General features: G+C 63.8%; 19 protein-coding genes and 1 pseudogene. 7 read left to right on the top strand and 13 right to left on the bottom strand.

Annotation, left to right across the window (positions count from 1 at the left end):
- Positions 1–307: 307 nt before the first annotated feature.
- From AC57B8_RS00340 to AC57B8_RS00330, 3 genes are all read left to right on the top strand, one after another.
- Positions 308–997, top strand: a complete 690-nt coding sequence (locus AC57B8_RS00340) for a class I SAM-dependent methyltransferase (RefSeq protein WP_496478327.1) — start codon at positions 308–310, stop codon at positions 995–997.
- 133 nt (positions 998–1130) lie between these two features.
- Positions 1131–1688 (top strand): TetR/AcrR family transcriptional regulator, encoded by a 558-nt coding sequence (locus tag AC57B8_RS00335; RefSeq protein ID WP_496478285.1) that lies wholly within the window; start codon positions 1131–1133, stop codon positions 1686–1688.
- 49 nt (positions 1689–1737) lie between these two features.
- A complete protein-coding gene (locus AC57B8_RS00330) occupies positions 1738–2940 on the top strand; it encodes an MFS transporter (protein ID WP_496478284.1) in 1203 nt (400 codons plus the stop codon).
- Between the two features lie 178 nt (positions 2941–3118).
- Here the strand turns inward: AC57B8_RS00330 and AC57B8_RS00325 are convergent, their stop codons facing one another.
- The 7 genes from AC57B8_RS00325 to AC57B8_RS00295 all read right to left on the bottom strand — a co-directional run bounded on the left by AC57B8_RS00325 (position 3119) and on the right by AC57B8_RS00295 (position 12726).
- Positions 3119–3913 (bottom strand): DeoR/GlpR family DNA-binding transcription regulator, encoded by a 795-nt coding sequence (locus tag AC57B8_RS00325; protein WP_496478283.1) that lies wholly within the window; start codon positions 3911–3913, stop codon positions 3119–3121.
- Between the two features lie 83 nt (positions 3914–3996).
- Positions 3997–5445, bottom strand: a complete 1449-nt coding sequence (locus AC57B8_RS00320) for an FGGY family carbohydrate kinase (protein WP_496478282.1) — start codon at positions 5443–5445, stop codon at positions 3997–3999.
- Positions 5442–6701 (bottom strand): NAD(P)/FAD-dependent oxidoreductase, encoded by a 1260-nt coding sequence (locus AC57B8_RS00315; protein ID WP_496478281.1) that lies wholly within the window; start codon positions 6699–6701, stop codon positions 5442–5444. Before AC57B8_RS00315 ends, AC57B8_RS00320 begins: the two co-directional genes overlap by 4 nt.
- Entirely contained in the window at positions 6694–8100 is a 1407-nt protein-coding gene (locus AC57B8_RS00310) for an NAD(P)/FAD-dependent oxidoreductase (protein WP_496478280.1), read from the bottom strand. The genes AC57B8_RS00315 and AC57B8_RS00310 overlap by 8 nt, the downstream gene beginning before the upstream one ends.
- Positions 8093–9067, bottom strand: a complete 975-nt coding sequence (locus AC57B8_RS00305) for an ABC transporter permease (RefSeq protein WP_496478279.1) — start codon at positions 9065–9067, stop codon at positions 8093–8095. Before AC57B8_RS00305 ends, AC57B8_RS00310 begins: the two co-directional genes overlap by 8 nt.
- A 16-nt stretch (positions 9068–9083) precedes the next feature.
- The gene (locus AC57B8_RS00300; protein WP_496478278.1) at positions 9084–11624 is read right to left on the bottom strand and encodes an ATP-binding cassette domain-containing protein; all 2541 of its coding nucleotides are present in this window, start codon (positions 11622–11624) and stop codon (positions 9084–9086) included.
- A 58-nt stretch (positions 11625–11682) separates the two neighbouring features.
- Positions 11683–12726, bottom strand: coding sequence for a sugar ABC transporter substrate-binding protein (locus tag AC57B8_RS00295; protein ID WP_496478277.1), 1044 nt, complete (start codon positions 12724–12726; stop codon positions 11683–11685).
- A gap of 312 nt (positions 12727–13038) precedes the next feature.
- On the opposite strand from AC57B8_RS00295, the gene AC57B8_RS00290 reads away from it, so the two are divergent.
- From AC57B8_RS00290 to AC57B8_RS00280, 3 genes are all read left to right on the top strand, one after another.
- Positions 13039–13359: a N,N-dimethylformamidase alpha subunit family protein gene (locus tag AC57B8_RS00290; RefSeq protein WP_496478276.1), complete on the top strand. Its 321-nt coding sequence runs from the start codon at positions 13039–13041 to the stop codon at positions 13357–13359.
- Between the two features lie 42 nt (positions 13360–13401).
- On the top strand, positions 13402–15657 hold the full coding sequence (locus AC57B8_RS00285; RefSeq protein ID WP_496478275.1) for a N,N-dimethylformamidase beta subunit family domain-containing protein: 2256 nt from the start codon (positions 13402–13404) through the stop codon (positions 15655–15657).
- Between the two features lie 227 nt (positions 15658–15884).
- On the top strand, positions 15885–16235 hold the full coding sequence (locus tag AC57B8_RS00280) for a DUF1937 family protein (protein WP_496478274.1): 351 nt from the start codon (positions 15885–15887) through the stop codon (positions 16233–16235).
- A gap of 233 nt (positions 16236–16468) precedes the next feature.
- On the opposite strand, the gene AC57B8_RS00275 is transcribed toward AC57B8_RS00280, so the two are convergent.
- From AC57B8_RS00275 to AC57B8_RS00250, 6 genes and pseudogenes are all read right to left on the bottom strand, one after another.
- Complete coding sequence (locus tag AC57B8_RS00275) at positions 16469–17104, bottom strand: CoA transferase (protein ID WP_496478273.1); 636 nt, start codon at positions 17102–17104, stop codon at positions 16469–16471.
- Between the two features lie 97 nt (positions 17105–17201).
- A pseudogene (locus AC57B8_RS00270) lies at positions 17202–17562 on the bottom strand (CoA transferase); the annotation flags it as partial.
- Between the two features lie 221 nt (positions 17563–17783).
- The gene (locus tag AC57B8_RS00265; RefSeq protein ID WP_496478272.1) at positions 17784–19511 is read right to left on the bottom strand and encodes a phage integrase family protein; all 1728 of its coding nucleotides are present in this window, start codon (positions 19509–19511) and stop codon (positions 17784–17786) included.
- Between the two features lie 380 nt (positions 19512–19891).
- Positions 19892–20155 carry a hypothetical protein gene (locus tag AC57B8_RS00260; RefSeq protein ID WP_496478271.1) on the bottom strand — a complete coding sequence of 88 codons (264 nt, stop codon included), beginning with the start codon at positions 20153–20155 and terminating at the stop codon, positions 19892–19894.
- Positions 20156–21099: 944 nt separating this feature from the next.
- Positions 21100–22140, bottom strand: coding sequence for a ParB/RepB/Spo0J family partition protein (locus AC57B8_RS00255; RefSeq protein WP_496478270.1), 1041 nt, complete (start codon positions 22138–22140; stop codon positions 21100–21102).
- Position 22141: 1 nt separating this feature from the next.
- The gene (locus tag AC57B8_RS00250; RefSeq protein ID WP_496478269.1) at positions 22142–23338 is read right to left on the bottom strand and encodes a ParA family protein; all 1197 of its coding nucleotides are present in this window, start codon (positions 23336–23338) and stop codon (positions 22142–22144) included.
- Positions 23339–23971: 633 nt separating this feature from the next.
- Between AC57B8_RS00250 and AC57B8_RS00245 the strand changes: the two genes are divergently transcribed.
- The gene (locus AC57B8_RS00245; RefSeq protein ID WP_496478268.1) at positions 23972–25342 is read left to right on the top strand and encodes a replication initiation protein; all 1371 of its coding nucleotides are present in this window, start codon (positions 23972–23974) and stop codon (positions 25340–25342) included.
- Positions 25343–25561 lie beyond the last annotated feature (219 nt).

Below are 25561 nucleotides of genomic sequence, written 5' to 3'. Positions count from 1 at the left end.
CTTTTGCGGAGGGCTCAACGAATGCGTCGAGTGCGAGGGAGAGGCGCCTTGCCCGGAGGATTAGCTCTTCCTCTCGTGGCGTAGTCGAGCCCAGCCGCTCGAAATGCGGTGCAACGACCGTGCAACCAGACTCAGCCAAGGCGTCCAGGAGCGTGCAAAGACGTTCTGGTTGCCCCCCCGATCCCACGGCGAAAAGAACGACCGGAGAACCTGTGGCGGTTCCGTGCACCGAGACCTCGAATGAATCCACCCCGTCTTGCAGTGTTTGCGGCGGCATTAGAAATTGCTCCTTGCGGCAGTGATTTCGATGAAGAATTGTGCATGGGGTTGGCCGTTGGGCCGCAGGGTAGCGCTCCCCAGTGAACAGCGCCAATGCCTGTACGTCTACTCAGACCTGCCAATCAGGGAAATCGAACGTGCACGGCGCAAAGCGGACCTTCGCGCTTTGTCCGTCGACTTCAAAGTCGGCGACATGCGCGCGGCCCACGAGGACCACGGTACAGGATATGACCTCGTCATTTCGTGCGACAACTCAGTCCCTCACCTGCTCACCGACGAGGACCTGCTGCTTGCGTTGCGCCAATTCCACGCGTGCTTGCGCCCCGGCGGCAGATGCGTCATCACGGTCAGGAACTATGACAAAGAGGAGCGTGGGACGAACCTGGTCAAGCACCATGGAGCGCGGGTTAGGGACGGCAAGCGGTACGTGCTGTTCCAAGTCTGGGATTTCGACAGCGACCACCACGACCTGTCCTTCTTCGTCGTCGAAGACGAACTGGCCACCGGCCTGGTGAAGACCCATTCCATGCGTTCCAGGTACTACGCAGTCTCGGTCGAACGTCTTTTCGCGCTTTTGCGAAAGGCTGACTTCGAGAATTTGAAGCGACTCGACGCTGCGTTCTATCAGCCTGTCTTGGTGGGTACCAAGCCCGCAACCGGGTTGCTTGCATCCCAGGGCTGCGGCCAGGAGCGGAACTTCGAGGTGACCTCCCCGTAATCGCTTCGGCACCTCTCGGTCGGTGCTGGGCTTTGGTTGGGGAATGTTTGTTCCCTATAATGCACCCTTGGCTCCTGTACCCACCGTCTCCCCTCATCTTCCTCGAGGTCGTGGTCGCCCGCGCGAGTTCGACATGGAAGAAGCACTGGACAAGGCCGTGCGGGTGTTCTGCGAGCGGGGCTATCACGCCACATCCATCGCTGACCTCACGGCCGCGATGGAATTGGCCTCGGGCAGCGTCTATAAGGCTTTCAAGGACAAGCGCGCGGTGTTTCTCGCCGCGTTCGACCGCTACAAGGCGGTGCGCGACGCGCAACTGCGGGAGGCCATCGACAAAGGCCATGATGGCCGCGACCAACTGCGCCGTACTTTGGACTTTTTTGCGGCGTCTTCCTATGGTGCTGAAGGACAACGTGGTTGCCTGGTGGTCAGCGGGGCGTCTGAACTGGCCACCTTCGATGCGGAAATCGCCCGGAGGGTGACCGGTTCATTGGAACGGAGCGAGGCACTGCTAGGCGAACTGATTCGCCAGGGGCAAAAGGATGGCTCGATTGCACCGAGGGTCGATGGCGAGACCACGGCACGCCTGATGCTTTGCCTGCTGCAAGGCATGCGCGTGGTCGGCAAAGCGGGACGCAGCAAGAAAGACATGCAAGCCGTAGCTGATGCCGCGGTGAAGCTGCTTGACTGATTTTTTTTGCCTATTTTGGACATAAACATTCCCTTAATGAAGGAAAGCAATGAATTCCCCCGTATCCGTGACCACCACCGCGCCTGAACACGCGGCCGTTTCTCGCTGGCTGACCTTCTTGCTGGCCGCTGGCTGTGGCTTGATCGCCGCCAATATCTACTACGCGCAGCCGCTGGCCGGACCGATCAGTGCAGCACTTGGCCTCTCCGCCCACGCGGCCGGATTGATCGTGACATTGACGCAGATCGGCTACGGCATGGGCTTGTTGCTGATCGTGCCGCTGGGCGACCTGATCGAGAACCGTCGGCTCACACTGGTGCTGCTGGGCATCGCCGCGCTGGCGCTCATGGGAGCGGGACTGTCCATGCATCCCTTGCCATTTCTGCTGTCGGCCTTCGGGATCGGCATCGGAACGGTAGCCGTGCAGGTCCTGGTGCCCTACGCCGCACACATGGCGCCGGAGGCAGTGCGCGGGCGCGTGGTGGGAAACGTAATGAGCGGGCTGATGTTAGGCATCATGCTGGCGCGCCCGATAGCCAGCGCGATCGCTCAGATGTCTTCCTGGCATGTCGTGTTCTTTGCTTCGGCCGCCGCCATGTTGCTCTTTGCCGCTGTGCTTGCAATAACGCTGCCAGCACGGATACCGGCCGGTCGTCTGCGTTATGGCGAGTTGCTGGCGTCCATGGCTCAACTCGTCCGCAGCACGCCAATGTTGCGGCGGCGCGCGCTGTACCATGCCGCGCTGTTTGCGGCTTTCAGTCTGTTCTGGACGACAACGCCTCTTCTGTTGGCCGGTCCCGAATTCCGGCTGTCGCAAGGTGAAATCGCCCTGTTCGCATTGGCGGGTGTCGCCGGCGCGATTGCTGCGCCGATAGCTGGTCGGATAGCCGACCGTGGCTGGAGCCGTCCTGCCACGGGCGTGGCCATGCTGGCGGTCTCTGTGGCTTTCCTGATGACACATATCGCGCCGTCGGGATCGCACTGGGCGCTGGGCTTGCTTGTGGCGGCCGCCATCGTTCTCGATTTCGGCGTGTCGGCCAACATGACACTGGGCCAGCGCGCGATCTTCGGACTGAGTGCCGAGTTCCGATCCCGACTCAATGGCCTGTACATGACCACGTTTTTCCTCGGCGGTGCTGTTGGTTCAGCACTCGGCGGCTGGGCCTACGCGCACGGCGGATGGACATTCACGTCGTGGATTGGATTTGCGCTGCCGGTGCTCGCATTGGGGTATTTTGCAACGGATCGTTGACACGAGCAGCCGATGGTGGAACGAGGCGATGGCCTGCGGCTATCACCGCGGCAGCCTTGTGGAGACCAAGATGAGGGTGCTTCAAGAGATTGGCGAGCGCGTGATGGCACGAGACTTCCAGAGGCAGGCGCTGAGCTACAGGCACAGAGCCCCGTCGCAAACTGCAAAAACCTACCGTTCATGTTGGTTCGATACTTTGCAATCGCGGCACCTCGGCCACGATGACCTCGACACCAAGGACCGAGAGCTTTTCCGCCAAGGCGCCTTCCGGCGGTGAATTAACGACAAGGCGTGAAACTCGCTCCAGTCCACAGACAGAGAAAAGCGCGGAGCGTCCGAGCTTCGACGCATCGGCAACGACTGTGACGCGCTCGGCGCTCGCGATCATGGCTCTCGCGATTTCCGCTTCCTCAAGCGCATAGTCTTGCAGCAAGCCATTCACGCTGATCGCACCGACCGTGATGACTGCATCTCGGGCATTGAACTGCGCGACCTGCGCGACCGCCAAGGGCCCGACGTTCTCGGACGCATCCGCACGGTACTCACCGCCGATCAGAAAAACTCGGTTGCTGCCCGGACCACGCGCCAGGCACTGGGTGATCGATACCGAGTTGGTCACGATCGTCATTCCGCTCGTATTGGCCAGTTCCTGCGCAAAGGCCAGCGTCGTTGTACCCGTGTCGATGAACAGAGTATCGCCCTCACCAAAGAGCGCCGCCGCGCGGCGACCGATGGCGCGCTTCTCGCGTGCGAATTCGTGCACGCGCGTATTGAACGCACCTTCCGTCAAAACCTCGGATACCGTGGCCCCGCCGTGGTACTTGCGCAGGCGCCCGTCGGCCGCCAACTGCGTCAGGTCGCGCCGAATGGTTTCGTGTGACGCTTCGAAACGCTCGGCGAGGAACTCGACGGAGACGTCCTTGTGCTCATGAACCATTTCGAGAATGGACGCACGTCTTTCGCTTGGGCGCATGGTGTGATTTCTTCGGTTGTCGGGGAAGGCCTCGAGCGCATGGCACGCCGAGGCCTCGCCAACACGCCTGCGTGTGGCTGCGACTAGGACGTTTCGGGCGGCTCTCGCTTCCAGCCCATTGTCTTTGAAACTGCGTCGGCAAAGCGAAGATGCCAGACGCCCGCGGCGGCTGGCGTGATGCGTGGTTCGAACACACGCGCCGTGTTCATATCGTCGTCAGGCGCCGGCAGCGCCTGTCCAGCGCCCCGAGCGGCCAAGGCCGCACAGCCGAGCGCCGTCAGTTCGTCGAAGCGACGCACGACGATGGTCCTTCCCAAGGCGTCCGCAAGAAACTGGCAGAAATAGGGATTGCGGGCGAGACCGCCGTCGATCGTCAGGCGCGTCGCCACCTGGACATGACCAGCCATCGCCCGAACCACTTCCGCCGCGCGCAGCGCGACACCTTCCAGCAGTGCCTGACACAGGTCCTGACGGGTCGTGGAGGCATTCATGCCGACCCACATGGCGGCGGCGCTACGATCCCAGTGCGGGCATGCAAGGCCCGACAGGGCCGGGACAAAGGCCAGTCCCCGCGAGATGGCCGGCGCTGCGTCGAATGCCGCGATCTCCGCAAGGTCCGCGTACAAGCCGAGGCGTCCAGCCCATTCGACTGCCGAGCCGGCGTCGTAGACCCCGCCGTCGAGCGCATAGGTCATCTGGTCGCCGATCTGCCAGGCGACCGTTGGCAGCAACCCGAGGGAACGCGTGCGCACGATCTCCGAGCCCGTCACCGCCAGGGCGAACGCGCCGGTGCCGAATGTGATCTTGGCGTCTCCCGCGGTGCGACAGCCGTGTCCGTAGAGTGCGGCCTGTTGGTCTACGATCGACGCGGTCACGGGAATGCCACGGTACGTACCGAAATCGCTCACGGTGGGCCGGATCCGGGGCAGACACTCCATCGGGACGCCGAACAGTTCGCACAGGGCCGGATCCCATTGGCCGGTGACAAGGTCCATGAGCGAGGTGCGCGACGCCGTGGTGGCATCGGTCGCAAACTGCCCGGTCAACCGATCCAGCAGAAAAGCATCTGTGGTACCAAGCCGCAGGCGCCCCGCCCTGCGGGCCCGCGCGACGGCCCTGTCATGCCGCAACAGCCAGCCGAGCTTGGAAGCCGAGAAGTAGCTGTCCAAAGGCAGGCCGGCGCGCTCCAGCGTCAGCGCTTCAGCGCCTGCCGCACGCAGATCTGCGACGTGCTGCGTCGTGCGGTTGTCCTGCCAGACGATCACCGGCGACAGCGGCTCGCCTGTGGCCGAATCCCAGGCTAGACAGCTTTCTCCCTGGTTGGCAATCGCGATCGCCCGGACCTCGCCCGCGGCGCGCAGGCAGGCCTCGACGTTGGCCAGAAGCTCCAGCGGCGCATGCTCCACCCAGCCGGGATGGGGATAGTGCTGCTCGTGCCGCAACGCAAGGCGGATCTGTGCCGCCACTCCTGCGCCGGCCACTAGCACACGAGTGCTGGTGGTTCCCTGGTCGATGGCAGCGAAAAGACTCATGATGTGGGGAGACTGCACTCGCCCGCGGAGGCGTCCGACAACGAGATGGTGAGTCTGGACGCACCATCAGGCACAGTCAATTTTCGCAGCGGCACCAAGATCCGTCGCTCCGGCAAGCTTCGCAGAGATTGGCGCCAGATCATCTGGCCAAGGGCGCTGACGGTCAGCACGCCACGGGCCTTGCGGTTCACGCGAAGTTGCAGGTCCGCCAGGCCATGGCCACTCAACGGCAGGCTGATTCGCTGCGGCATGACGAACCGGATACCCTCCGAGCATTCGATCTCAAGCTGGCGCTCCACGGCCGGCAATCTGTGCTCCAAGTCCTCAGCAACGGCGTTGCCGATGCGGGCACCCTCGCGAAAGGACCAGCCGGCGGTTTCGAGCGGACGCAGCACATTGCCGGTCGCGAAGAAGGAGGGGTCCGAGCAGCGCCCGAGTTGATCCACACGCGGCCCGCCGGTGGCAGGATCGAGCGCAAGGTGACTCGCCCGCACCAGCGCAGCCTCGGGCACAAAACGCCCGGTGAAAAGTACGCCATCGCAAGCGATATCTTTTCGGCCACCGTCGGCGAGCCGCAACAAGACGGATTCGACGCGCTGGCGGCCACGGATCTCCAGGAGCTCCGCGCCATAGTGCATCGGAATTCCCTGCAGGCGCGGAAAAAGAGCCAATGGCCAACGCGTGGTTGGACGACTGGCCGATTCGACCATCGCGACCGGATGGATATCGGCATTGCGACAGGTCAGCACCGCAGAGATCGAGACAAGCTCCGTCCCCACGATGACCGGGCGCTTGAATGGCGCGAGGCCGCGCAGATAGACGAACGACTGCAGGGCGCCGGTGTTCATGACCCCGATGGGCCGGTCACCTGACACCAATCGGGCCGATCGCGGCGCCTCCCTGGCGCCGGTGGCCAGAATGACGCGGCGCGCGCGGAGCCGGTCGCGTCCCGCCGGCGAGACAATGTCGAGCACGCCGTCGCGCTGCACGGCCACCACGGTCGTGCGCATGCGGATGTCAACGCCCGCTTCGTGTGCCAGGTCCGTCAGTCGCCTGGCGTATGCCGGGCCCGTGAAGATCCGACCGAACTCCCTCATGCCGAAAGGAGGATGTCCGCAATGACGAGGCACGCCACCCGCAACGTCTTCACGCTCGAGGATCACAACCCGCCGCACGCCTTGGCGACGCAGCGCCACGGCGGCCGCGATACCCGAAGGGCCACTACCTATCACCACCACGTCGATCGCCTCAGTCATGCGAATCCAGTACGGCCGCGGCCAGTGGGTGGCGAAACCGCCCGGCGGTCAGCTCGGCCACACGGGCACTGCAGTAGAAGCCCTGGCATCGCCCCATACAGACACGGGTGCGGCGCTTGAGACCGCCCAGGTCCAGCGCCGGCACGGAGCCCGACAGCGCCGCCTCGATTTCCCGCCGAGTCACGAGTTCGCAGTGACAGACGATTTCGTTGTCCCCCGGCTTCTCCCAGTCGCGCACGCAATGCTCGGCCAAATTGGGTACCTGCGGCCAAAGCGCGTGCCCGAGCGGCACCAAGCCGTGGAACCACGGTGCGAGCATTTCGAACACATGGGCCGCGAGACCAAGCGACGACGTCAGCCCCGTTGAGCGAATCCCGCCCACCACGAGATAGCCGGCATCGGCATCCAGGCGCACGCGATATTCCTTCTTTTCGGTGGCGGGCCGCAAGCCGGCGTAGACGGCTGTCACGGGAACACCGCGCAGCGCCGGCACCAACTGCCCCGCCTTCTCGATGAGCATCTGCATCGCGGAGCGCTCGACCGTGGCGTGGACGCGGTCTTCCTGCTCCTCGGCCGTCGGTCCCACCAGCACATTGCCGAACGCAGTGCGCGTCAGGACAATGCCTTTCGTGCGTTCGCTCGGCACCGGCAACAGGATGGTGCGAAGAAACGCCGACGCCGATTTGTCGAACACGACGAACTGCCCCTTGCGCGGCTTGATCTGGAAGCTTGCGTGTCCCAGGAGCAGCGCCTCCAGGCGGTCGCCCCAGAGGCCGGCGCAATTGATCACGCAGGTGGCGCGAAAGCAGCCCCGCGAAGTGCGCAGCTGCCATTGCGAGCCCACTCGATCCCCACCCATTACCTCTGCATCGAAGACCGCCTGAGCGCCGTTCTCGACAGCCTGGCGCAAATAGGCCAGCGGCGCACTCCAGGGATCGATCACATGCTCTCTAGGCACCAGCAGCGCTCCTCGCACCGAGGGGTCGATATGCGGTTCGCGAGCGAGGATTTCCGGCCGGTCGAGACGCTGCACATCACCGATGCCGTTGTCCCTGGCCTGCGCCTCAACCTGCACCAGCCGGTCAAGCTCTTCATCGTTCCACGCTGCCACCAGCGCGCCGGTCTCGAGGATCGGAAGATTCAAAGCGTGCGCGATTTCGAGGTATTCGGCGTAGCCCCGCTGCATACAGGCAAGCTCGAGGCTGCCAGTAGGCGCATCAAAGCCCGTGTGCAAAATCGCGCTGTTGGCCTTGCTGGCACCAGAAAGAAGATCGTTTCCCTTCTCCAGCAGCAGCACTCGCGCGCCGCCGAGCACGAACCTGCGCGCGACAGCGCAACCCACGACGCCGGCCCCCACGATCGCGACATCGAACAATTCGCTGCTGCTGATCTCAGACATGGGCTTGCCTGTTCGCTAAGGCGCGCATTGCATGGAAGCCGCGATCGCCGAGCAGGATCAGGACGATGATCAGTCCCTTGTACAGATCCAGGCTCGATGGCTCGACGCCGAGCACGCGAAGCGCCGCGGTCAGCAAGCAGATAGTGATGGCGCCGCATATCACACCGCTCACCGTGCCCCGCCCCCCGAGCAGGCTGGTCCCGCCGATGACGGCAGCCGCGATCGCATCCAGGAGCAGGCTGACGCCTCCCACTCCCGGATTGACCACTGGCACTCGCGCAATGATGATCGTTGCGGCCAGGAAGACATACACGGACGACAGAAGGAAGACACCGAGCTTCTGGAAACCCACAGACATGCCCGCCAGTTCAGCGCGCGCAGCGTGCGAGCCGATCGCAAAGGTCTTCAGGCCGAAGCTCGTATGCCGGGACAGCCACCAGGAAATGAGGGCAACGGCGACGGTGAAAATGATTGTGGGTGGAATGCTCCCCCCAGCGGGGCCGCCGAACGCGCGCAGCGTCGGGTCCAGAACGAGGATGGTGCCCGTGGTCGCCACGATCAGCGTGGCGCCCTGCACCATCAGCATGGTCGCCAGCGTTGCAATGAACGAGGGGATGCGCATCGTTGCCACAAGCAGGCCATTGAGGCACCCCACCGCCACGCAGCTTGCGAGTCCGACGCAGAGCGCCGTCGGCAGCGCCACGCCGGAGGAAATCAGCGTCCCCATGATGACTGCGCTCAACGTGACGGAGTGGCCTGCGGAGAGATCGATCTCCCCCGTCAACAGAATCCAGAAGACGGCCATGCCGAGCATCGCGACCGGTGTGGCCTGCAGCAAAACGACCAACAGGTTGTCGCGCGAGACGATCCGCTCGTCGACCACGCCAAAGGCGGCGAGCAACAACAGCAGTACCAGCCAGGGCGCGAGGTCCAGCATCGCGTTCAGGAGTTTCTTGGGCGTGGGCATGATGAAAGACGTCTCTCTACGCATACTTGAATGCCAGGCCAGTGACCTGTTCCTCGGTCGCCCCCCGCCCGAGCTCGCCGGCCACACGGCCTCCGCTCAGCACCACGATGCGATCCGCCACACCCAGCACCTCGGGCAACTCACTGGAGACCATCAGGATCGCGACGCCCTGCCCTTTCAGGTCGGCGATCAGCTTGTGGATCTCGAACTTGGCACCCACATCGACGCCGTTGGTAGGCTCATCGAGCAAAAGAAGCTTCGGCTCGGTGGCCAGCCATTTGCCCAGAACGATCTTCTGCTGATTTCCGCCCGAGAGATTGCCCACCAGGTTGTCGGCGCTTGACGGACGCACACCGAGCTGGGCGATGAGTTTTTCGGCCAGCCGGCCCAGCCTTCCGGCCTGCAGGAAGCCCGCGAGACTGTTCGCACTGATCCAGCGCATGCCCAGGTTGTCCTTCAGCGACATGCTGCCGACGAAGCCCTCCTTGTGCCGGTCTTCAGGCACATAGGCGACGCCGAGGCGGGATGCGTGCGACGCGCTGCCTGTGCGCAGTCCGTCTCCACCAATCACGACGGCACCCTCGACAAATCTGGAAAGTCCCGCAATGCATCGCATCAGCTCGGTTCTGCCGCTGCCCATCAACCCGGTCAGCGCAACGAGCTCGCCGCTGCGAACCTGCAGGTCGATATCCCTGAGTAGCGTCCGGTCGGACAGCTGCCTCACATCCAGCACCACATCCCCCTCGCGCGCGGGGCGGAACGGGAAGACGTCCTGGATGTCCCTGCCGACCATCATCCGGATCAGCGAGGGTTCATCCGTTCGCGTCAAGTCAGCCTCTCCCGCAACGCGGCCGTCCCGCAGCACGATGGCGCGTTTCGCGAGCGTGTACAACTCCTCCATCTTGTGGGAGATGTAGAGCACGCAGCATCCGCGCTGCAGCAGCCGGTCGACCAGGCGGTAGAGAAGATCGCGCTCGTGGTTGGTCAGCGCACTGGTCGGTTCGTCCATGACGATGAGCCAGGCATCAGCCATCGTGGCCTTGGCGATCTCGACCATCTGGCACTGTCCGATCGTCAGGCGCGAGACGACCTCGTCCGGATCGACTGGCAGTTGCAGTTCGCGCAACACTTCCAGCGCCTTGCGCCGCATGGCGGTGCGGTTCAGTGTGAAGCCGAAGCGCGTCGGCAGCTGCCCGAGTCCAAGCGCCAGATTCTCCGCGACCGTGAGATCCGGAATCAGGCTGAAATGCTGGTGAATCACCGCGATGCCTGCGGCGCGGCTGTCCTGGGTGCTGGACAGTTCGAGCACCCGGCCATCGAGCACGATGTCCCCCTGCTCGGGTTGATGGATGCCCGAAAGGACCTTCACCAGCGTCGACTTGCCGGCGCCGTTTTCACCGACCAGCGCGAGAACCTCCGCGCCCCGGATCCGCATCGAAACATCCGCAAGCGCTTGGACATTGCCGAAGCGCTTGCCGATGCCGCGCAGCTCCAAAGTCCGGTGCTGCGCCCGGTCGTTCATGCCGTCAACGTACCGGTTCGCACTCGCCGCTTCCGGCATGAGTCGGTGACGGCGAAAAAAGCCCAAGCCTAGACGCGGCAGCGCATCTTTCTGGCTCGCCAGGACCGCCGCGATCACAAATCCACCCGTCACGAAATAGTTGACCTGCTGCGACACCTGCAGGAACGACAACCCCGTGTTGACCGCACCGAGCAACAAGGCGCCGAGTGCCGTTCCGATGATCGAGCCATGACCACCAGACAGTCTGGTGCCGCCGATGATGGCAGCGGTGATGGCCGCGAATTCGAGTCCGGCCCCCGAAAGCGGCTGAGCAGAGCCGACCCGACCGGTGGTCAACATAGCGCCAATGCCTGCACTGGCCCCTGCGAGTACATAGGTCATGAGACGAACGGCGCGCACCGGAATCAGCGACGCCCTGGCGGCATCCTCGTTGCCTCCAGTCGCATAAACCCAGCGCCCGAACACCGTACGCTGCAGCAGAACGAACCACAGCACGGCCAGCACGATCGCAACAAGGAAGCTGACGGGGACACCGCCCAGCGTCTCGCGGCCGAACCAGAGATAGAGTTCGCTGTCGACCGCAACCGACTGGGAGCCAGAAAGACTCAAGGCCGTACCGCGTGCCAAGGCGTAGACCGCAAGCGTCGTCACCAGCGGGCTGATGCCTGCGTAGCTGATCAGCATCCCGTTGAGCAGCCCGAAACCGGCGCCCACGGCGATCACCAATACGACCCCGAGCCAACCCGGGAGACCGGCCGACTGCATCGCCAAGGCGGCGATCACGCTGCTCGCCGCCAGCGTGCTGCCCACGGAGATGTCGACGCCCTTGCAGATGATGACCGCCGTCATGGCATAAGCCACGGTTGCGATCACCGCCGTTTGCTGCCCGATGTTCAGCAGATTGGACAGAGACAGGTACTGAGGCGCGATCGCACCGAAGGCAGCGACCACAAGCAGGACAATGACGAACAACGACAGTTCGCGCCGCATCCGGAGCGGGGGAAGTGCCGTGGTTCTCTCGACGACGTCGACCATGGGAGAGCTCTCGTGGAAGCGCCATTGCAGCAGGGCAATGGCGGATGCAGTGCGACGTTTACTTGGCGTTCACCGACAGCGCCGAGTCAGGCTGCTTCGGCCCCATCTGCGCGCGATAGTTCATCGCCTCGGCCTTTGCCTTTTCAGGGGTGATGAAGGGCACATCGAGACCCTTCGCCTTCAGCGCGCCCGCCGTCTTCTCGGACATCACGAAATACGTGGGCATGAAGAGATCCGTGCCGTACTTCGCGCCGCGCACGATGCGCGCGGCAGCGGCGATGTTCCAGTAGCCCACGCGATAGGCGCCGTTCAGTACGTCGATGACCGTAGAGCCGTCGGCCACGCTCGGGAACATTTCCGGATCACCTTCATAGCTCGCAAAGGCCAGCTTGCGACCACTTGAATCCGCGATCGCCTTTGCCGCAACACAGATCGAATCGGCGAAGCAGCCAATGCCCTTGAGGTTCGGGTACGTCGACAGCCACGTCTGCACCGCGTTAGCGGAGCGGGAGCTGTCCCAGTTGGTCGGCTCGACGCCAACGAGCTTGATGTTGGGGAACTCCTTTTTCATCACGTCGCGAAAGGCCTGCTCGCGCGTGTCGGAAACGTAGTTGCCCTTGCCGCCGATCAGCAGCGCCACCTCTCCTTTGCCGTCCAGTTGCTTGCCCAGCGCGCGTGCCACCGTGCTCATGTTCGAGTAGTCGGGATAAAGCGTGTTGTAGTTCCAGTTGCCGTCGACCTTGTTGCCCATGGCGATGACCGGAATGCCCTTGGCTTTGGCCTTCTGGACAGCCGTGGCGATGGCGGCGCGATCCAGCGGGTCGACCAAGATGATGTCGACACCCTGATTGACGAAGTTCTCGATGTTCGAGACCTCTTTTTCCAGACTGCCTTCCGAGCCCTGCCAAATCGTCTTGACGCCGTAGTCCTTGGCCGCCTCATCCCCGGCCTGGCGCATGCGAACGAAGAAGGAATTCTGGAGATCGATGGCCACGATGCCCACAACCGGGACTTTCTCTCCGGCCGCGAACGAGGGCGCACCCATCAACGACGACGCGGCCGCCAGCAGGGCCAACAACGGGAGTTTTCGGTATCCGAACATAGCTTTTCCTGTGAAGAGATGAAGGGTTGAGACGAGCCATACGCCGGCCTTTCGGAATCGTCTCTGCCGTCGGCGTCGATGACTACTGCATGACCAATGTATGACCGAATGGTATTTATATTTGCCCGAAAGGGCAACACCAAACGGAAGCGCCCAACTGGTATTTACCCTGAACATGAGTGACTCTCCTCGAAATTCAGTGCTATTTCTTGTTTTCATGGACCGTTTCGAGGGGAGTCGATAAAATGCCCGTTCGGTCAAAACCTTTGGCGAATCGGAAACAACTGACCTCCAACCGAGAAGGAACAACGCATGCATACCTACATGCCTCCCGAATGGCGGCAAGGTGACCACCTGGAAGCCCTCTATTGCGAATTCCGCGCCAAGACCACGGGCCAGCACAGCCCGGCGCTACAGCGCCTGATCAATTGGCTGCGCAGTGAGCCCATGGAGGGGAAGCTCGCGGTGCTTTGCACCGCGCCTCACAAGGAGTGGGTGCTCGTGCGAATGAATGGTCGCGGGCTGCCGATTTCCCGGTTGGGTGAAACGTTCTCCGACATCGACCAAGCCGAGCGCGCCATCTTCCGGCACCGCGTACGGACACGGCTCGGCTACACGATCCGTGCCGAATAGCTCGTGCACGTTGCGTTCCACTCCATCCCCGGCGAAAACCCCATGCTCAAAATCACTGCGTACGTCGATCAAGTCAGCGTCTGCCCAGGCGAAACGGTGCAGCTCATGGTCAATTGCGAATACCCCAGCTACACGGTGGAAACCGTCAAGGTGGTGCATGGCGACACCAGCCCTGCCGCACCGACCTTGAAGATCCTGCCAACCGACGGCATCCGGCGGGAGCTGCCAGGCCGAGCGCAGCGCATTCTTGCGGGCTCGTTCGGCCTGATCGACAGCGCGCCGGCCTGGTCCCCAGGCTGGTCGCTGACATTCCAGGCATTCATCTGCCCGACCACCCCCCTGAAGGGAAGGCAGACGGTCATTTCCAGGTTCGACCCGCAAACCGGGGAGGGCCTCTTCCTGGGAATCGACGAGGCAGGCCACACGATCTTCGAGATAGCCGCGGCAGGCGCGCGGCAAGGCGTGGCAAGCCGCGTCCCTCTCCTCCCAGGTCAGTGGTACTTCGTTGCGGGCAACTGCAATGCCTCGACCGGTCAACTGTCCGTCTTCCAGATTCCCCTGTCACCCATCCCAACGATCCTGGACCAGGACGTGAATCGACAGGAGTGGTCTCCCGCAAACTCGCCAAGACTCGAGGAGCACATCCCCCTCACGTTCGCTGCGACGTGGAACGGGTGGGACGCCGGCCGCCCCCACGCAAACGTCTGCTTCAACGGAAAGATCGATCGCCCCCGCATCGTCGACGCCGCTCTCGACCTTGCCGAGTTGAGAGCCCTGCAAAGCGACACGTGGACCGATGCACAAAAGGCCTTGCTCCTCGGTGCTTGGGACTTTTCCCTCGGCATGGAGACGGACCGTTTTCATGACACCACTGGATCCGGCCTGGGCGGCAGGTTCGTCAACATGCCGACGCGGGCTGTCACCGGGCACAACTTCACCGGCGAGGTGCATTTCTGGCGTGATCGACCGGCTCAATGGAGTGCCGTTCATTTTCACGACGACGACCTGCACGATGCGGGTTGGCAGGTCGATCTCGCGTACGTGGTACCGGCAGACCTGAAGAGCGGCATCTACGCCTTCCACCTGGTGTCCGATGCGGAAGAGCAGTTCGTCGTTTTCGTAGTCAAGCCCGCGAAAGGAGCGCGGCGCGCCAAGCTGCTCTACCTGTTTCCGCTGGCAACTTACATGGCCTATGCCAACGAGCACTTCGGCACGAACGACGGGCTCGTTGAGCTGCACCTGAATCGAGCGCTCGTCATCCATCCGCATCAGGTTTTCCTCAACGAGCACCGCGAGTACGGCCACTCGCTGTATGACCGTCATTCGGATGGCAGCGGCGTCTATTACTCCTCGCGGCTGCGCCCGATGCTGAACATCCGCCCCAAGCTGGAATCGAACCATGGCGCCCGGCCATCGAACCTCTGGCAATTCAACGCCGACACCCACATCACCGACTGGATCGAACATCTCGGCGTGGACTACGACGTGGTGACGGACGAAGATCTCCACCGGGAGGGGCACGCCCTGCTCTCACACTACGACGTCGTAATGACGGCCACCCATCCGGAGTACTACTCCGCAGCCATGTGGCAGGCGGTCTTCGATTTCACACGCGGAGGCGGTCGCCTCATGTACATGGGAGGCAACGGTTTCTACTGGCGGATCGCATTCAACAACACAGTGCCCGGAATCATCGAAACGCGGCGTGCCGAGGGTGGAAGCCGCGCATGGGAGCCGCCGACGGGCGAGTATTACCATGCCTTCACCGGCGAGTACGGCGGACTGTGGCGCAGGCAGGGCCAACGCTCACCCAACCACTTGGTGGGCGTCGGCTTCGCGGCCCAGGGTTTCGATGAATCGTCTCCCTATCGCCGGTCAGAGGCCTCGAAGACGGATTCGCGTGTCGCCTTTGCCTTCGAAGGAATCGACGACGACGTCCTTGGCGACTTCGGCCTGATCGGCGGAGGCGCCGCGGGGATGGAGGTCGATCGCCATGATGTCGCACTGGGCTCGCCACGCCATTCGGTGGTCCTGGCAAGCTCAGGACCCCACACGGAAGCGCACGTCCTGGTGGTCGAAGACATGCTGTTCAACTTCATGGGGACGACGGGCAATGTATGCCCACAGGTACGCAGCGACCTCGTCTTCTTCGAGAGCGGAAATGGTGGCGCGGTCTTCAGCGCGGGATCGATCGCCTATTCAAGCGCCCTCTCCCACAACGGCTATGCCAACAACATATCGCGCCTGACCGAGAACGTCCTTCGCCGCTTCCTGGACAAATGCCCATTTCCCGGATGAGACGCTGCCAGATCAGGGCCTGATCATTCGTGCGCATTCCGATGTGGCGCGTTCTGAAACCGCATCTCGGCAACTACCGGAGTTGCCTTCGACATGCGCGGAACCATGTCTGCATCATCACACGGCGGCGATGACACCCAGGCCTTAGATCCGATCCGCCGTCACTCCACGAGTGGCGGCGGACACCAGTTCATTGAGCTTTTTATTTCCCTCTCTACTCAAGAAAAATGCGAAAAATCTTCCTCGCCTGCCCTTATAGCCATCTCGACGTGAGTATCGTGGAAGACCGCTTCAAGAAGTGCAACGCCGTCGCCGCCAAAATCGTCGAGTCGGGCCATATCGTTTTCAGTCAAGTGTCGATGTCACACCCCATCAACTTGGCACTTTCTGGACGAACACCTGCCGGTGCACTGTGGGCACCTGTCGACGCATTCTTCATGGAGGTCCTCGAAGAACTGATTGTTCTCGACCTTCCCGGCTGGGAATCTAGCGGCGGCATCAAACGAGAGATCGAGTTCTTCAAAGCACGCGATCGTCAAGTGAAACTTTGGTCGGAGGTTGCAACCGAATTCGGTTGATTGGCTTCCGCCAACTCTGGCGCGCAAGATAGTCAAGACGCCCCCTTCGGTCCTCTGCGTGTCAGCGCCAGTGCAATCGTGATCAGCACACGCGGCACCGGCCGGATGCCGAACACGCGCAACAGCCCCTTGAGTTCGTTCTCGAATCGATGCACCTCGCCAGGATCACCTCGCGGCTGGCCAGCAGCGCCCGCACGCGGTGACTGTGAAGGTTCTTGACGTGCGCGGCTGTACTAGGCGAAGTCGTTTGGGTTCGCCGCAGCAATGGCGCCGCGCGCCAGCAGCCGCTCGCAGGCCGAGGCCGAGGCCGTGACGCCTGACGCCTGCAGCAACGCCACCGTGTGCGCGCCGAGCTCGGGTGGTGGCAGCGTATCGGTGGATGCCTGGGCCGCGCCGGCGCGCGGGAATTCGGGCACGTCGAAGTCCAGGCCCCGGTAGCGCACCGGCCGCAGCGTGCCGGGCTGGCGGGCCTGCGGCGCTTCGAGCACCCGCTCGATCGGCATCACCTCGGTACAGCCGACGCCACCGGCCTTCAGGCGCGCCGCCACGTCGTCGAAGCTGCGCACGGCCATTGCCGATTTGACGATTTCTTCGACCTGCTCTCTCGCCTTCTTGCGCTGGCGCAAGGTGGCAAGCGATGCGTCCGTGGCCTGCGGCAGGCCCATGGCCTCGCAGAACTTCTGCCAGTGTGCGTCGTTGAGGATCAGCAGGTACATCCAGCGCTCGTCGGCGGTGGCGTAGGCACCGTAGCCCGGCATGCTGAATTCGCCGTGCGGCTCGCGCTCGGGGCGGCCCAGCAGTTGCTGCTTGAGCTGCACGCCCGCCAGGTCGCGCGAGGCGACGTGCAGGCCGGTTTCGTAGAGCCTCACTTCCACCTCGCGCGCTGCGCCCTTCCTTCTTGCCCTCGAGCAGCGCGGCGAGGATGCCGATGACCGCATACGCGCCGGCGAACTGGTCGTGGTACGACGGGCCAAGGCGGCTGGGCCGGCCATTGACGCGGTTGGCTTCCATCACACCGGTGGCCGCCTCGGCCACGGGGTTGGACGCAAGGTCGTCCGCCTGCGGCCCGGCGGCGTAGCCGCGGATGTGGCGATACACCAGCGCGGGATTCACCGCCTCGCAGTCCGCCCGCGTGAGCCGAAGCTTGCGCGCGGCCTTGGGCGAGAGGTTGTGCACAAAGACATCGGCCGTGGCTGTTGGCAATGAAAGTGCCGCTCAGGCCGCCGCGCACCAGGCTGCGGGTCGGGTCACCGCGCGGTGGCTCGACCTTGATCACCTCCGCGTCGAGCTGCGAAAGGATGTGAGAGGCAAAGGGCGCGGCCAGCATCGTGCCGAGCTCGATCACCCGGCGTCCAGCGAGAACGGATGGTTTGAGTCGCAGGACAGGGCCTTCGCCTGGATGAGCCGAAGTACACGCCCAGGCACAGCCACCAACGGATCCACGGCGGCTCGCTCAAGCATTCTGCTGAGCTCGGCGGGACAGACACCGTGGCATCGGGCTGCATCGATCGCCCGCCGCCCAGCGATGACGCCTCGAATGCGGCCTCGTCACGTGATCGCCATGCGAGCAGTCAATCGCGAAGGCGACATGGCTCGCAGGGTGCCTGCATGACTCGGGGGCACGAGCGCCGCAGCCTCGATCAACAAGGCCTTGACCGCTTTGTAGAGTCCCGAGGGCGTTCGCCATCCGGCGCCTTCCTCGCGCCCCTGCGGCCCTGCTGACAACAGCGGTTTCTCTGGTGCCGCGGGCTGCTGCGGCAGCAGTCCGATCAGTGCAGAGGCCAATGGCAGCGCCTGGGCCGGTCGTCCGCGACACCGCACCAGGACCTTCCATACCTGGTCGCATCCATGCCCCGGGGCGACCGACAGGTCACCGCAGACGGCCCGCAGCAACTGGGTGGGACGCAAGACTCCATGACGCAGCCAGGCCATCACGAGTTGCAGGCGCTGCTTTCGCGGTCCTTCGGCGCGTCGAGTCAGGGCGGTCTCGATCGCGGTCCAATGCTGGGCTTGCATCGGTGGGTGCTGGGACGCGAAGCTTCGCGCGGTCTCCCCCTGCGCTGCGACCCCGTCGAAGGGGTTGGTCGCGACATGCCCGACCGCCACCCAGTGGGTGAACAACACACGGGCCACGGCACGCGCCTGGGCCAACGCCCCCGCACCCAAGCCCGCCTCGAGCGGTCGCCACAGGGGCGACCAGCGCTGGTGATGGCGTGGGCCGCACCAGTTCGGCGGCGGCGCTGCAAGAAACTCGAGATAGGCCCTCGCGTCGTCACCGTCCATCTGACTCAGTGGCTTGCGGCGCTCGAGCACGGCCCACAACAAAAGGCGCTCGGCCTCTTTTCGGTAGCCACGCACCGTGGCCGGCGCGCGGCCCCGTTCACCCGGCTTTCCGATCCAGGCATCCAGGGCCTCTCGATCGGAGTGACCAGCCCTCCCCCGCCCCTCCAGACCGGGGGGGATGTCGAACTTCTCGTAGGGCAGCAGCACACTGCCCCTCGGAACGACCAAGGCCAGGTCGGCATCACTCAGTTGTCGGCGCGGTCGCCATGCATGCTCGCCCTGGCACACGCCGATGGCCTGCTGGTGCACGCGCAGCCAGTCCTGGATGCGCGTGGCCTTGCCTTGGCCAATGCCCGCAATGCCACGCCACCACCGGGCGCCACTGGCATTGATTCGCGCGACCAGGTCTTCCAGCGCGACGATGCCCGCGGGCCGCAACCGCCGGGCCATCGCTGGCGCCAGCCACGCTTCGACCGAATCGGTCGCGCGCGGGGCCTGTGCGACGCGTTGTTCAAGCCAGCGCAACGCCTCGAGCTGGCGTGCAATGAGGCGGGCACGCCGGGACTGCGCCCGTCTCGCGGAAACAGCCGTGGCCGATGCCGAGGCCGAGGCCGTGCGCGGCGGGTAGGCCTCCTTGTAGGCCTCGATCTGCTCCTCCTCGGAGAAGTCCTCCAACCCTCGAGAAAGCGCGAACTCCTCGAGGGTCGGCGCATGTGCCCCATCCGCCCCGCCCGACTCGGCCGACGCAGGGAGCGCGGTGGAGACGGTCTCCGGGTTGATCAGGATCAGGCGCGCCGTGCCCGGCCGCTGCTCCCGATGCGCGGCCGCCGCGAAGGCATCCCGGATCCAGGCCACCGTGCGCCGAATCGTACGCAAGTCGGTGGGCTCGTCGGCCAGACGCAGGTAGCGCTCCCAGCTGGCTCGCTCGTCCATCCCCTGCACCACAGCACGCATGAACGCGAAATGCCCAGGATGCAGGCGGCGCAACGACAAGGCCGCCTCCCCTCGAGGGTCGACGGCACGGTTGATGGGTGGGCGAGAAGCCATGACGGGAGTGTACATTAATCATCCCTATCATTTAATGGCTGCAAACCACTACCTCCGCAGGGTGATGAGAAATTAATCCTTGCACGACAAGGACTTAGCGTCACTCTTCGAAGTTCGATTTCACTTCAAATACAGGCCCTAAGGAGCCATGAAAGGTGTTCTGAAGGTGCGGCAGGCACCGAATCGAACGGAGCCACGCAGCTTGTGTCATGTCGCTGCGCTATGGAGCAGTGCGCGTCTCGGTACGATCTGGGGTGCCCGTTGGAATGGCGCGACTGTGTCGACGGGCGACGCGCTGTAGTGCTACCTGCACCGGCGTGTGGGCGTCAGCGCCCAAGGATGCCTGGTGGCCGGCGCGCGCCAAAAATATATAGCGCGGCAGGCAGCAGGGCAATGCGCCGCGCATTCGGATGTGCATCTTTGATGACCCGACCTCCGAAAAATGCAACCCTGTTCCTGCGCAGCGGCGCCGATACGGAAGAGCGCTCATCGTCAGCTCCTGTATCCAACCGCTGCGGCACACGGTTGCGGCCTTTGTAGTGGCCCAGTGGCCCGGCCGCCATTCGGTTGACGGTCATCGCTTGAAGCATGGGGGTGTGGTTCCGAACCACACCCCCTGCCCACACGCAGGTGTACCTCTTCGTCTCGTGCCCGCCCGGCGCTCTCGATCACCGGAAATGAGTGAGCGAGCAGGTCTTTGCGTGCTGCCGGGCAATTCATGCCGCGCACCCCAGTTCTGTGAATCACAGACAGGCGCCGGGAGGCACTCCAAGGTGCGCCCCAACAATCGGAAATGCGGCCTTGAAGAAAAAGTAGGCGTTCGAACAGCGTGCACGATGCCGCATCGTTCAGATTGCGGCACCTGTGCCCAGCGTCAACGCGCACCGAGGCAAGGGGGACTGCAGCTTCTGCGCCCCTGTCACAGGGCGTCGAGAAGCAGCCAACGGGTGCCTCTTGGAGCCAAAGAGGCCCAACACATGAATAGGGCCCAAACGCATTCAACTGCGGGGCGGAACGCCCGTCGACCATCCCTCTTTGCACGCGATGACCTGGGTGAGGCAGTCATCTGTCCTCACAACGGAGCTCGGCGTGCAAGACGACCGCGCTCCCGCACGCCACGAACTGCGTGGGCTGGCCAAGGGCCGTGCGCCAGATTTCGGCCCCTTCATTGCGCGTCGCCATGCAGCGTCGATGTGAATTCGTTGCGCAGCTTCTTCTGCGTGTTCTCGTTCTGGTACCCACGCACTCAAGGAGTGTTCGAAAGCTTCATGCCTTCGCGCGCCTGCGTCGTGCGGCCCCGCCGTCTTGGGCCGGATCCTGGAACCCGAGCTCGCCTCTCAAGCGGCGCCTGTTTGTGCACAGGTCTAAATCAGGACGAGAGCCCTTCGTGCCGGCAACCTGAAATCCGCCGTCTCCTTGAGATATTCGCTGTGCAGTCTGGCCTTTGCAGTTGGACTTGAGGTCGAGACGGACATGAAAAAAAGGGGTGTGGTTCGGAACCACACCCCCTTTTTTACGTCGCCGGCAACTGGCGTCAACTCAAGCGTTGCACGAAATCCTCGACAAAACGCTCCAGCTCCGAACGGCGCTCGGTCGACAGCGCCACGTTGAACCGCACGGACCCGCGCCCGACTGCGTCATAGACGACGGTCGCCACGCGCCTGCCGTTGGTCTCGAAATGCCTGGGTGCGCCCAGGTCTTCAGAGGAAAGCTGATTGATGAGGTAGGCGAGCACGGCCTTGGACGAGCGATTGCCCCGACCCGCGGCCATCTCCTGCGCCCGGCTTTTCAGGCCGTCGGGGTCCACTTCGAGCGCCTGGTTCAGCAGCGGCGCCCAACGCAGCTGGATCTCCAGCGGGCTGCTGAAAGCAGTCACGACCTCTTCGGGCAGGCGGGCCAGCGCGAGCGACTTGCCGATGTTGCTGTGGTCCAGACCCAGCTGCGCCGCCAACTGCCGGTTCGAGCTGAAGAGCCCGGTATCCAGCGCGCGTGCATACATGACACCCTGCTCCCAAGGCGAGAGGTCCTGGCGTTCGCGGTTCTCGCGCTCCATTTCCACGAAGAGCGAGCGGTCATCCAGGTTGTCCACCATCGCCAGCACCGGCAAGCCCAGCTCCAGGCAAGCCTGATGACGCCGATGCCCGAACACGATCTCATAGCGCGGCGTGCCCTCCCCGGCCGGCAGCGCACGCACTTTGATCGGTTGCACGTTGCCGCCGGCTTCCTGGATCTCACGCTTGAGGCGCGTGAAGTCGTCGCTCAGGAAGCTGCTGTCGTGGCGGTTGGCATAGCGGCTGCGCAGCACCTGGCTCGCATCGAGCAGGCGGGTAGGCTTGGCCTCCTCCCAGCCCCGCAGGTCCTCGAGCGCCTCGCCGAGCTTGGATTCCAGCTCGCCCGCGCGCTCTGCGCGTTGGCGCAGGTCCTCATTTTCGCGAAGCAAGTCCGAACGCTGGTCGTTGGCGAAAGCCATCATGGCGCCCGGTGCAGTCTTGGGTTGCCGCGCGTCGGGCACCTGTGCATGGGCATTGACCATCGAGGCGAAATCGATCTTCGAGGCTTTGGACTTCAGGCTCATTTCAAACTCCTGCTTCCAGTTCGGACTGTTCGGCCAGTTGGCGGGCCCACACGGCCTCCACCTGTTGTTCCACCAGTTCGCACAGACGGTCGTAGGCGTCGCGCGCCCGGGCGAAGGTTCTGGAATTCACGGAACCGCGCGGCAGGTCATAGACCGTGCCGAACTCGGCGCTCGCCGTGGCAGCGACCGCCGTCTTGGGGATTTCGATCGGCAGCACCTTGTCGCCGTAGCCTTCCAGCACCCACTGGCGAACCACCGAGCTGGCCGCGTCCGAGGCCTCGACACGGGACAGCAGCACGTCGATGAACTCAAAGCTCTTGTTCTTGCCCCGGCTGCGGATGAGCTGATTGCACAGGTCGGAGAACAGGTCCCAGAACTGGGCGGAACTGGCGAAGTCCAGCGCCGAAGGCGGCAGCGGCATGATCACCCCGTCGGCCGCCATGAGCGCGTTGATCGTGACGTAACTCAGCGACGGCGGCGTGTCGATGACGATCACGTCGTAGCTCTCGCGCATCGCATCGAGCCCGCGATCGAGCACCCGCCAGAACTCGAAGCCGGGATCCTTGGCTTGGCGTGCCGGCAGGATGAACTCGGCCCCGTAGAGCAGCGGGGCCGCGCAGACCAGGTCGATGTTCGGCCAGTAGGTGGGACGCACCGCGTAGCTCAGGTCCTCTTCCTCGCCACCGAACAACAACATGGCCGTGTGTTCCGTCTCCACTTCCGCGTCGGGCAGGACACCGAAGAGGGTGGTGGCCGAACCCTGGGGATCCAGGTCGAGCAGCAGCACCTTGTGGCCACGCATGGACAGGCCTTGGGCCAGGGTGACGGCAGAGGTCGTCTTGGCCACGCCACCCTTGAAGTTGGCCACCGTGATGGTGATACCGGCTGCGCCTTCGGGCCGCATGTGGCTTTCGCGCAAGTCACGCGACCAGGTCTGGGCCTCGGCCATCGTCCACTCCCTGCGATTGCCGCGAATGGCGCCGCCTGGCAGATCGCCCCGCGTCAAGCGATAGGCGATCTTCGATTTGTCGACGCCGCACAGGTCGGCCAACTGTGCGCTGGTGAGCGAGGGGGCGATCTTGACGGCGGACGGCGCCAGCATGGCCTTACGGATGTGGTCCATCATGCCGGCGATGCGCTGGGCTTGAAGCTCGATATCTTCGAGCGACTGACGACGGATCGTTTGTTTGATATCCACGCGAAGAAACCTTAGAAGTTTGACTGTCGCGCGATTATGCCCATCACCCTTGAAAAATCGAAGAATCTGCGACTACTTGCTTGTCCGATTGTTCTCAGAAGGGCCCCTTGAGGGGGTGATCGACTCTACAGATCCCGAGTTCAAATAGAACTTCTAAGGATTCAGATAATTACTGGTCCCGGTTTCTTCCAAAATCCTCAATGGGGACAAGGGGTTGGATGCGTTGACCACCCTCAAGTGTCCGTGCTTTGCTCGCAAGCGTCCGTAGATTACTCGCAAGCGTCCGTGTTCTGCTCGCCTCCTGTCCGTGCGCTGCTCGGCCCGGAGGATTTATCCACAGGACGCTCATGGGAGCCTGGGTTGGAGGCCGATTGTGGGGCGTTCAGCCCCTGCGTCTGTGATTTACTCGGCCCGCTTGCCCCAAAATCCGGCCTTTACAGCACCCGTGTCCGCGTTTTACTCGGGCCCTCGCTGCCCTCCGTCGCCCATCTGTCCGTGATTTACTCGCCTGGCAACTCGCCTTGAGCACCAAACGTCCGTGATTTACTCGGATTGGGCGCTCTGAGCGTCGGTGCGGTCGATGGTGTGCAGTGGGTTTGTGTCCAAAGCGGCGCGGACATATGATCGTGCCCCATGGATATTCCCGACGTCGCCCTGCCTCCCGCCGCCCCAGGCCGCACGGGTGGCGAGCAAAGGGAGCTGCGCAAGCCGCACGAGATGATCGTGATGGTGCCGCGTTCGGCACGCGTGACCTTGACGGCACGCCGCATCTATACGGTGCTGCTGCAGGTCTCCCAGGCCCGGCTGGGGGCCATGCCCAGCATGCCATTGGCAGACTTCCTGTTCGAGGCGCCGCTGGCGGCCGTGCTGCGCACCACGGGCTCGGACGGGACCGACCGTACGGCCGCCAAGCGCTACCTGGGCGAGATGCGCAGCCTGGAGGTCGACTGGGAGTCGACGGCGCCGGGCGACGGCGTGAAATGGCGCGGCTTTTCCATGCTGTCGGAAGTCGCGCTCGAAGTGCGCCGCGGTGAGACCTGGGTCAGCTGGTCCTTTCCGCCGTCGATCATGTCGGCCTTGCGCGAGCCCGCCCGCTGGGCGCGCATCGACCTGGACGTGCTGGCGCGCCTGAGCACCTACGCGGCCATCGCCTTGTACGAGATCTGCGTGCGCTATCGCGACAACCCCGGCGGCGTGACCAGTCGCAAGCCGGTGAGCTGGTGGACCGATGCGCTGAGCAACATGCCAGGTGGCGATCGCCGCGAGTGGCGCAAGTTCAAGAACGAGCGCATCAAGGAAGCGGTCGCCGAGATCAACCAGGAGACCGACCTGGAGATCGAGCTGGTCGAGCATCGCCAGGGCAGGGTGGTCGACGAAGTGCAGTTCGCCGTGCGCCGGCGCCCGCGCAGCGGTGCGCCCACGAACGCACCGCAACCGGTGGATGCGAACCTCGTGATGCGGGCCGAGACCCTCGGCATCCGGGAGATCAAGCTGGACGGGCTGATTAAGGAATTCGGGGATGTGGCCGTGCGCGCCAAGCTCGACATGCTGGAGCGCCGCGCAGCGAACACGTCCCTGCGCGCGGTCGACAACGCCTATTCCTATCTGCGCTCCCTGCTGCGTCAGGGCGGCGCATCGGACGTGCCAGAGGCCGCCGAGGCGGAACCGGTCGCATCGCCCGCTTCTGGTGTGTCCAATGCGCCGCCACCTGCTGCGGTGATCCTGCCCTCGATCAGCAAGGGTGACGATGCGGCCGCGGGAGAACGGATTCGGGCCATCCGCCGCGAGGTCGAGGCGCTCGACAGCACCGTGCGCCAGCACTGGGTGGAACTGGCGTTGCAGTCGCTGGCCTCCCGCGGCTTGCTCACTGCCGTCATCAGTCGCCGCGCTGCGCAGGGCGATGTGATGCACGGCTTGCTGGGCTCGGTGGTGGTTCAGACCTATGCCACTGCGACCTATGGCGCCGACTGGAACGCGGCGCCGGTGCTGTCACAAGCCGCCTGAGCGCCGGCTGTCGTGCTGCTGGTGCGACACGTACCGTCACCAGCCTCGGCGCATCGACTGCCTGAAGCCATTAGTGGGTATGTGCTCACTCTTAATGGATGCACGCCGTTCTCTATGCGATGCTTCTCTCTGGGACGTGCCCATGCTGAGTAACTTGGGCGGATTCAGAGCACGCGCTTTTCATTTTGATATGTGAGTGCTCGCTTCACTCGGGGCGAC

The sequence above is a fragment of the Variovorax sp. BGA-UO-ETr-C22 genome (genome assembly GCF_059567965.1).
The sequence above is the reverse complement of the archived record's forward strand: the minus strand, read 5'-3'. Positions and strand labels throughout refer to the sequence as shown.

Bases quoted from the DNA above. Each gene is read 5' to 3' on its own strand.
- AC57B8_RS00340 (WP_496478327.1), top strand. From the start codon at position 308: ATGAAGAATTGTGCATGGGGTTGGCCGTTGGGCCGCAGGGTAGCGCTC.
- AC57B8_RS00335 (WP_496478285.1), top strand. From the start codon at position 1,131: ATGGAAGAAGCACTGGACAAGGCCGTGCGGGTGTTCTGCGAGCGGGGC.
- AC57B8_RS00330 (WP_496478284.1), top strand. From the start codon at position 1,738: ATGAATTCCCCCGTATCCGTGACCACCACCGCGCCTGAACACGCGGCC.
- AC57B8_RS00325 (WP_496478283.1), bottom strand. From the start codon at position 3,913: ATGCGCCCAAGCGAAAGACGTGCGTCCATTCTCGAAATGGTTCATGAG.
- AC57B8_RS00320 (WP_496478282.1), bottom strand. From the start codon at position 5,445: ATGAGTCTTTTCGCTGCCATCGACCAGGGAACCACCAGCACTCGTGTG.
- AC57B8_RS00315 (WP_496478281.1), bottom strand. From the start codon at position 6,701: ATGACTGAGGCGATCGACGTGGTGGTGATAGGTAGTGGCCCTTCGGGT.
- AC57B8_RS00310 (WP_496478280.1), bottom strand. From the start codon at position 8,100: ATGTCTGAGATCAGCAGCAGCGAATTGTTCGATGTCGCGATCGTGGGG.
- AC57B8_RS00305 (WP_496478279.1), bottom strand. From the start codon at position 9,067: ATGCCCACGCCCAAGAAACTCCTGAACGCGATGCTGGACCTCGCGCCC.
- AC57B8_RS00300 (WP_496478278.1), bottom strand. From the start codon at position 11,624: ATGGTCGACGTCGTCGAGAGAACCACGGCACTTCCCCCGCTCCGGATG.
- AC57B8_RS00295 (WP_496478277.1), bottom strand. From the start codon at position 12,726: ATGTTCGGATACCGAAAACTCCCGTTGTTGGCCCTGCTGGCGGCCGCG.
- AC57B8_RS00290 (WP_496478276.1), top strand. From the start codon at position 13,039: ATGCATACCTACATGCCTCCCGAATGGCGGCAAGGTGACCACCTGGAA.
- AC57B8_RS00285 (WP_496478275.1), top strand. From the start codon at position 13,402: ATGCTCAAAATCACTGCGTACGTCGATCAAGTCAGCGTCTGCCCAGGC.
- AC57B8_RS00280 (WP_496478274.1), top strand. From the start codon at position 15,885: ATGCGAAAAATCTTCCTCGCCTGCCCTTATAGCCATCTCGACGTGAGT.
- AC57B8_RS00260 (WP_496478271.1), bottom strand. From the start codon at position 20,155: ATGCTTCAAGCGATGACCGTCAACCGAATGGCGGCCGGGCCACTGGGC.
- AC57B8_RS00255 (WP_496478270.1), bottom strand. From the start codon at position 22,140: ATGAGCCTGAAGTCCAAAGCCTCGAAGATCGATTTCGCCTCGATGGTC.
- AC57B8_RS00245 (WP_496478268.1), top strand. From the start codon at position 23,972: ATGGATATTCCCGACGTCGCCCTGCCTCCCGCCGCCCCAGGCCGCACG.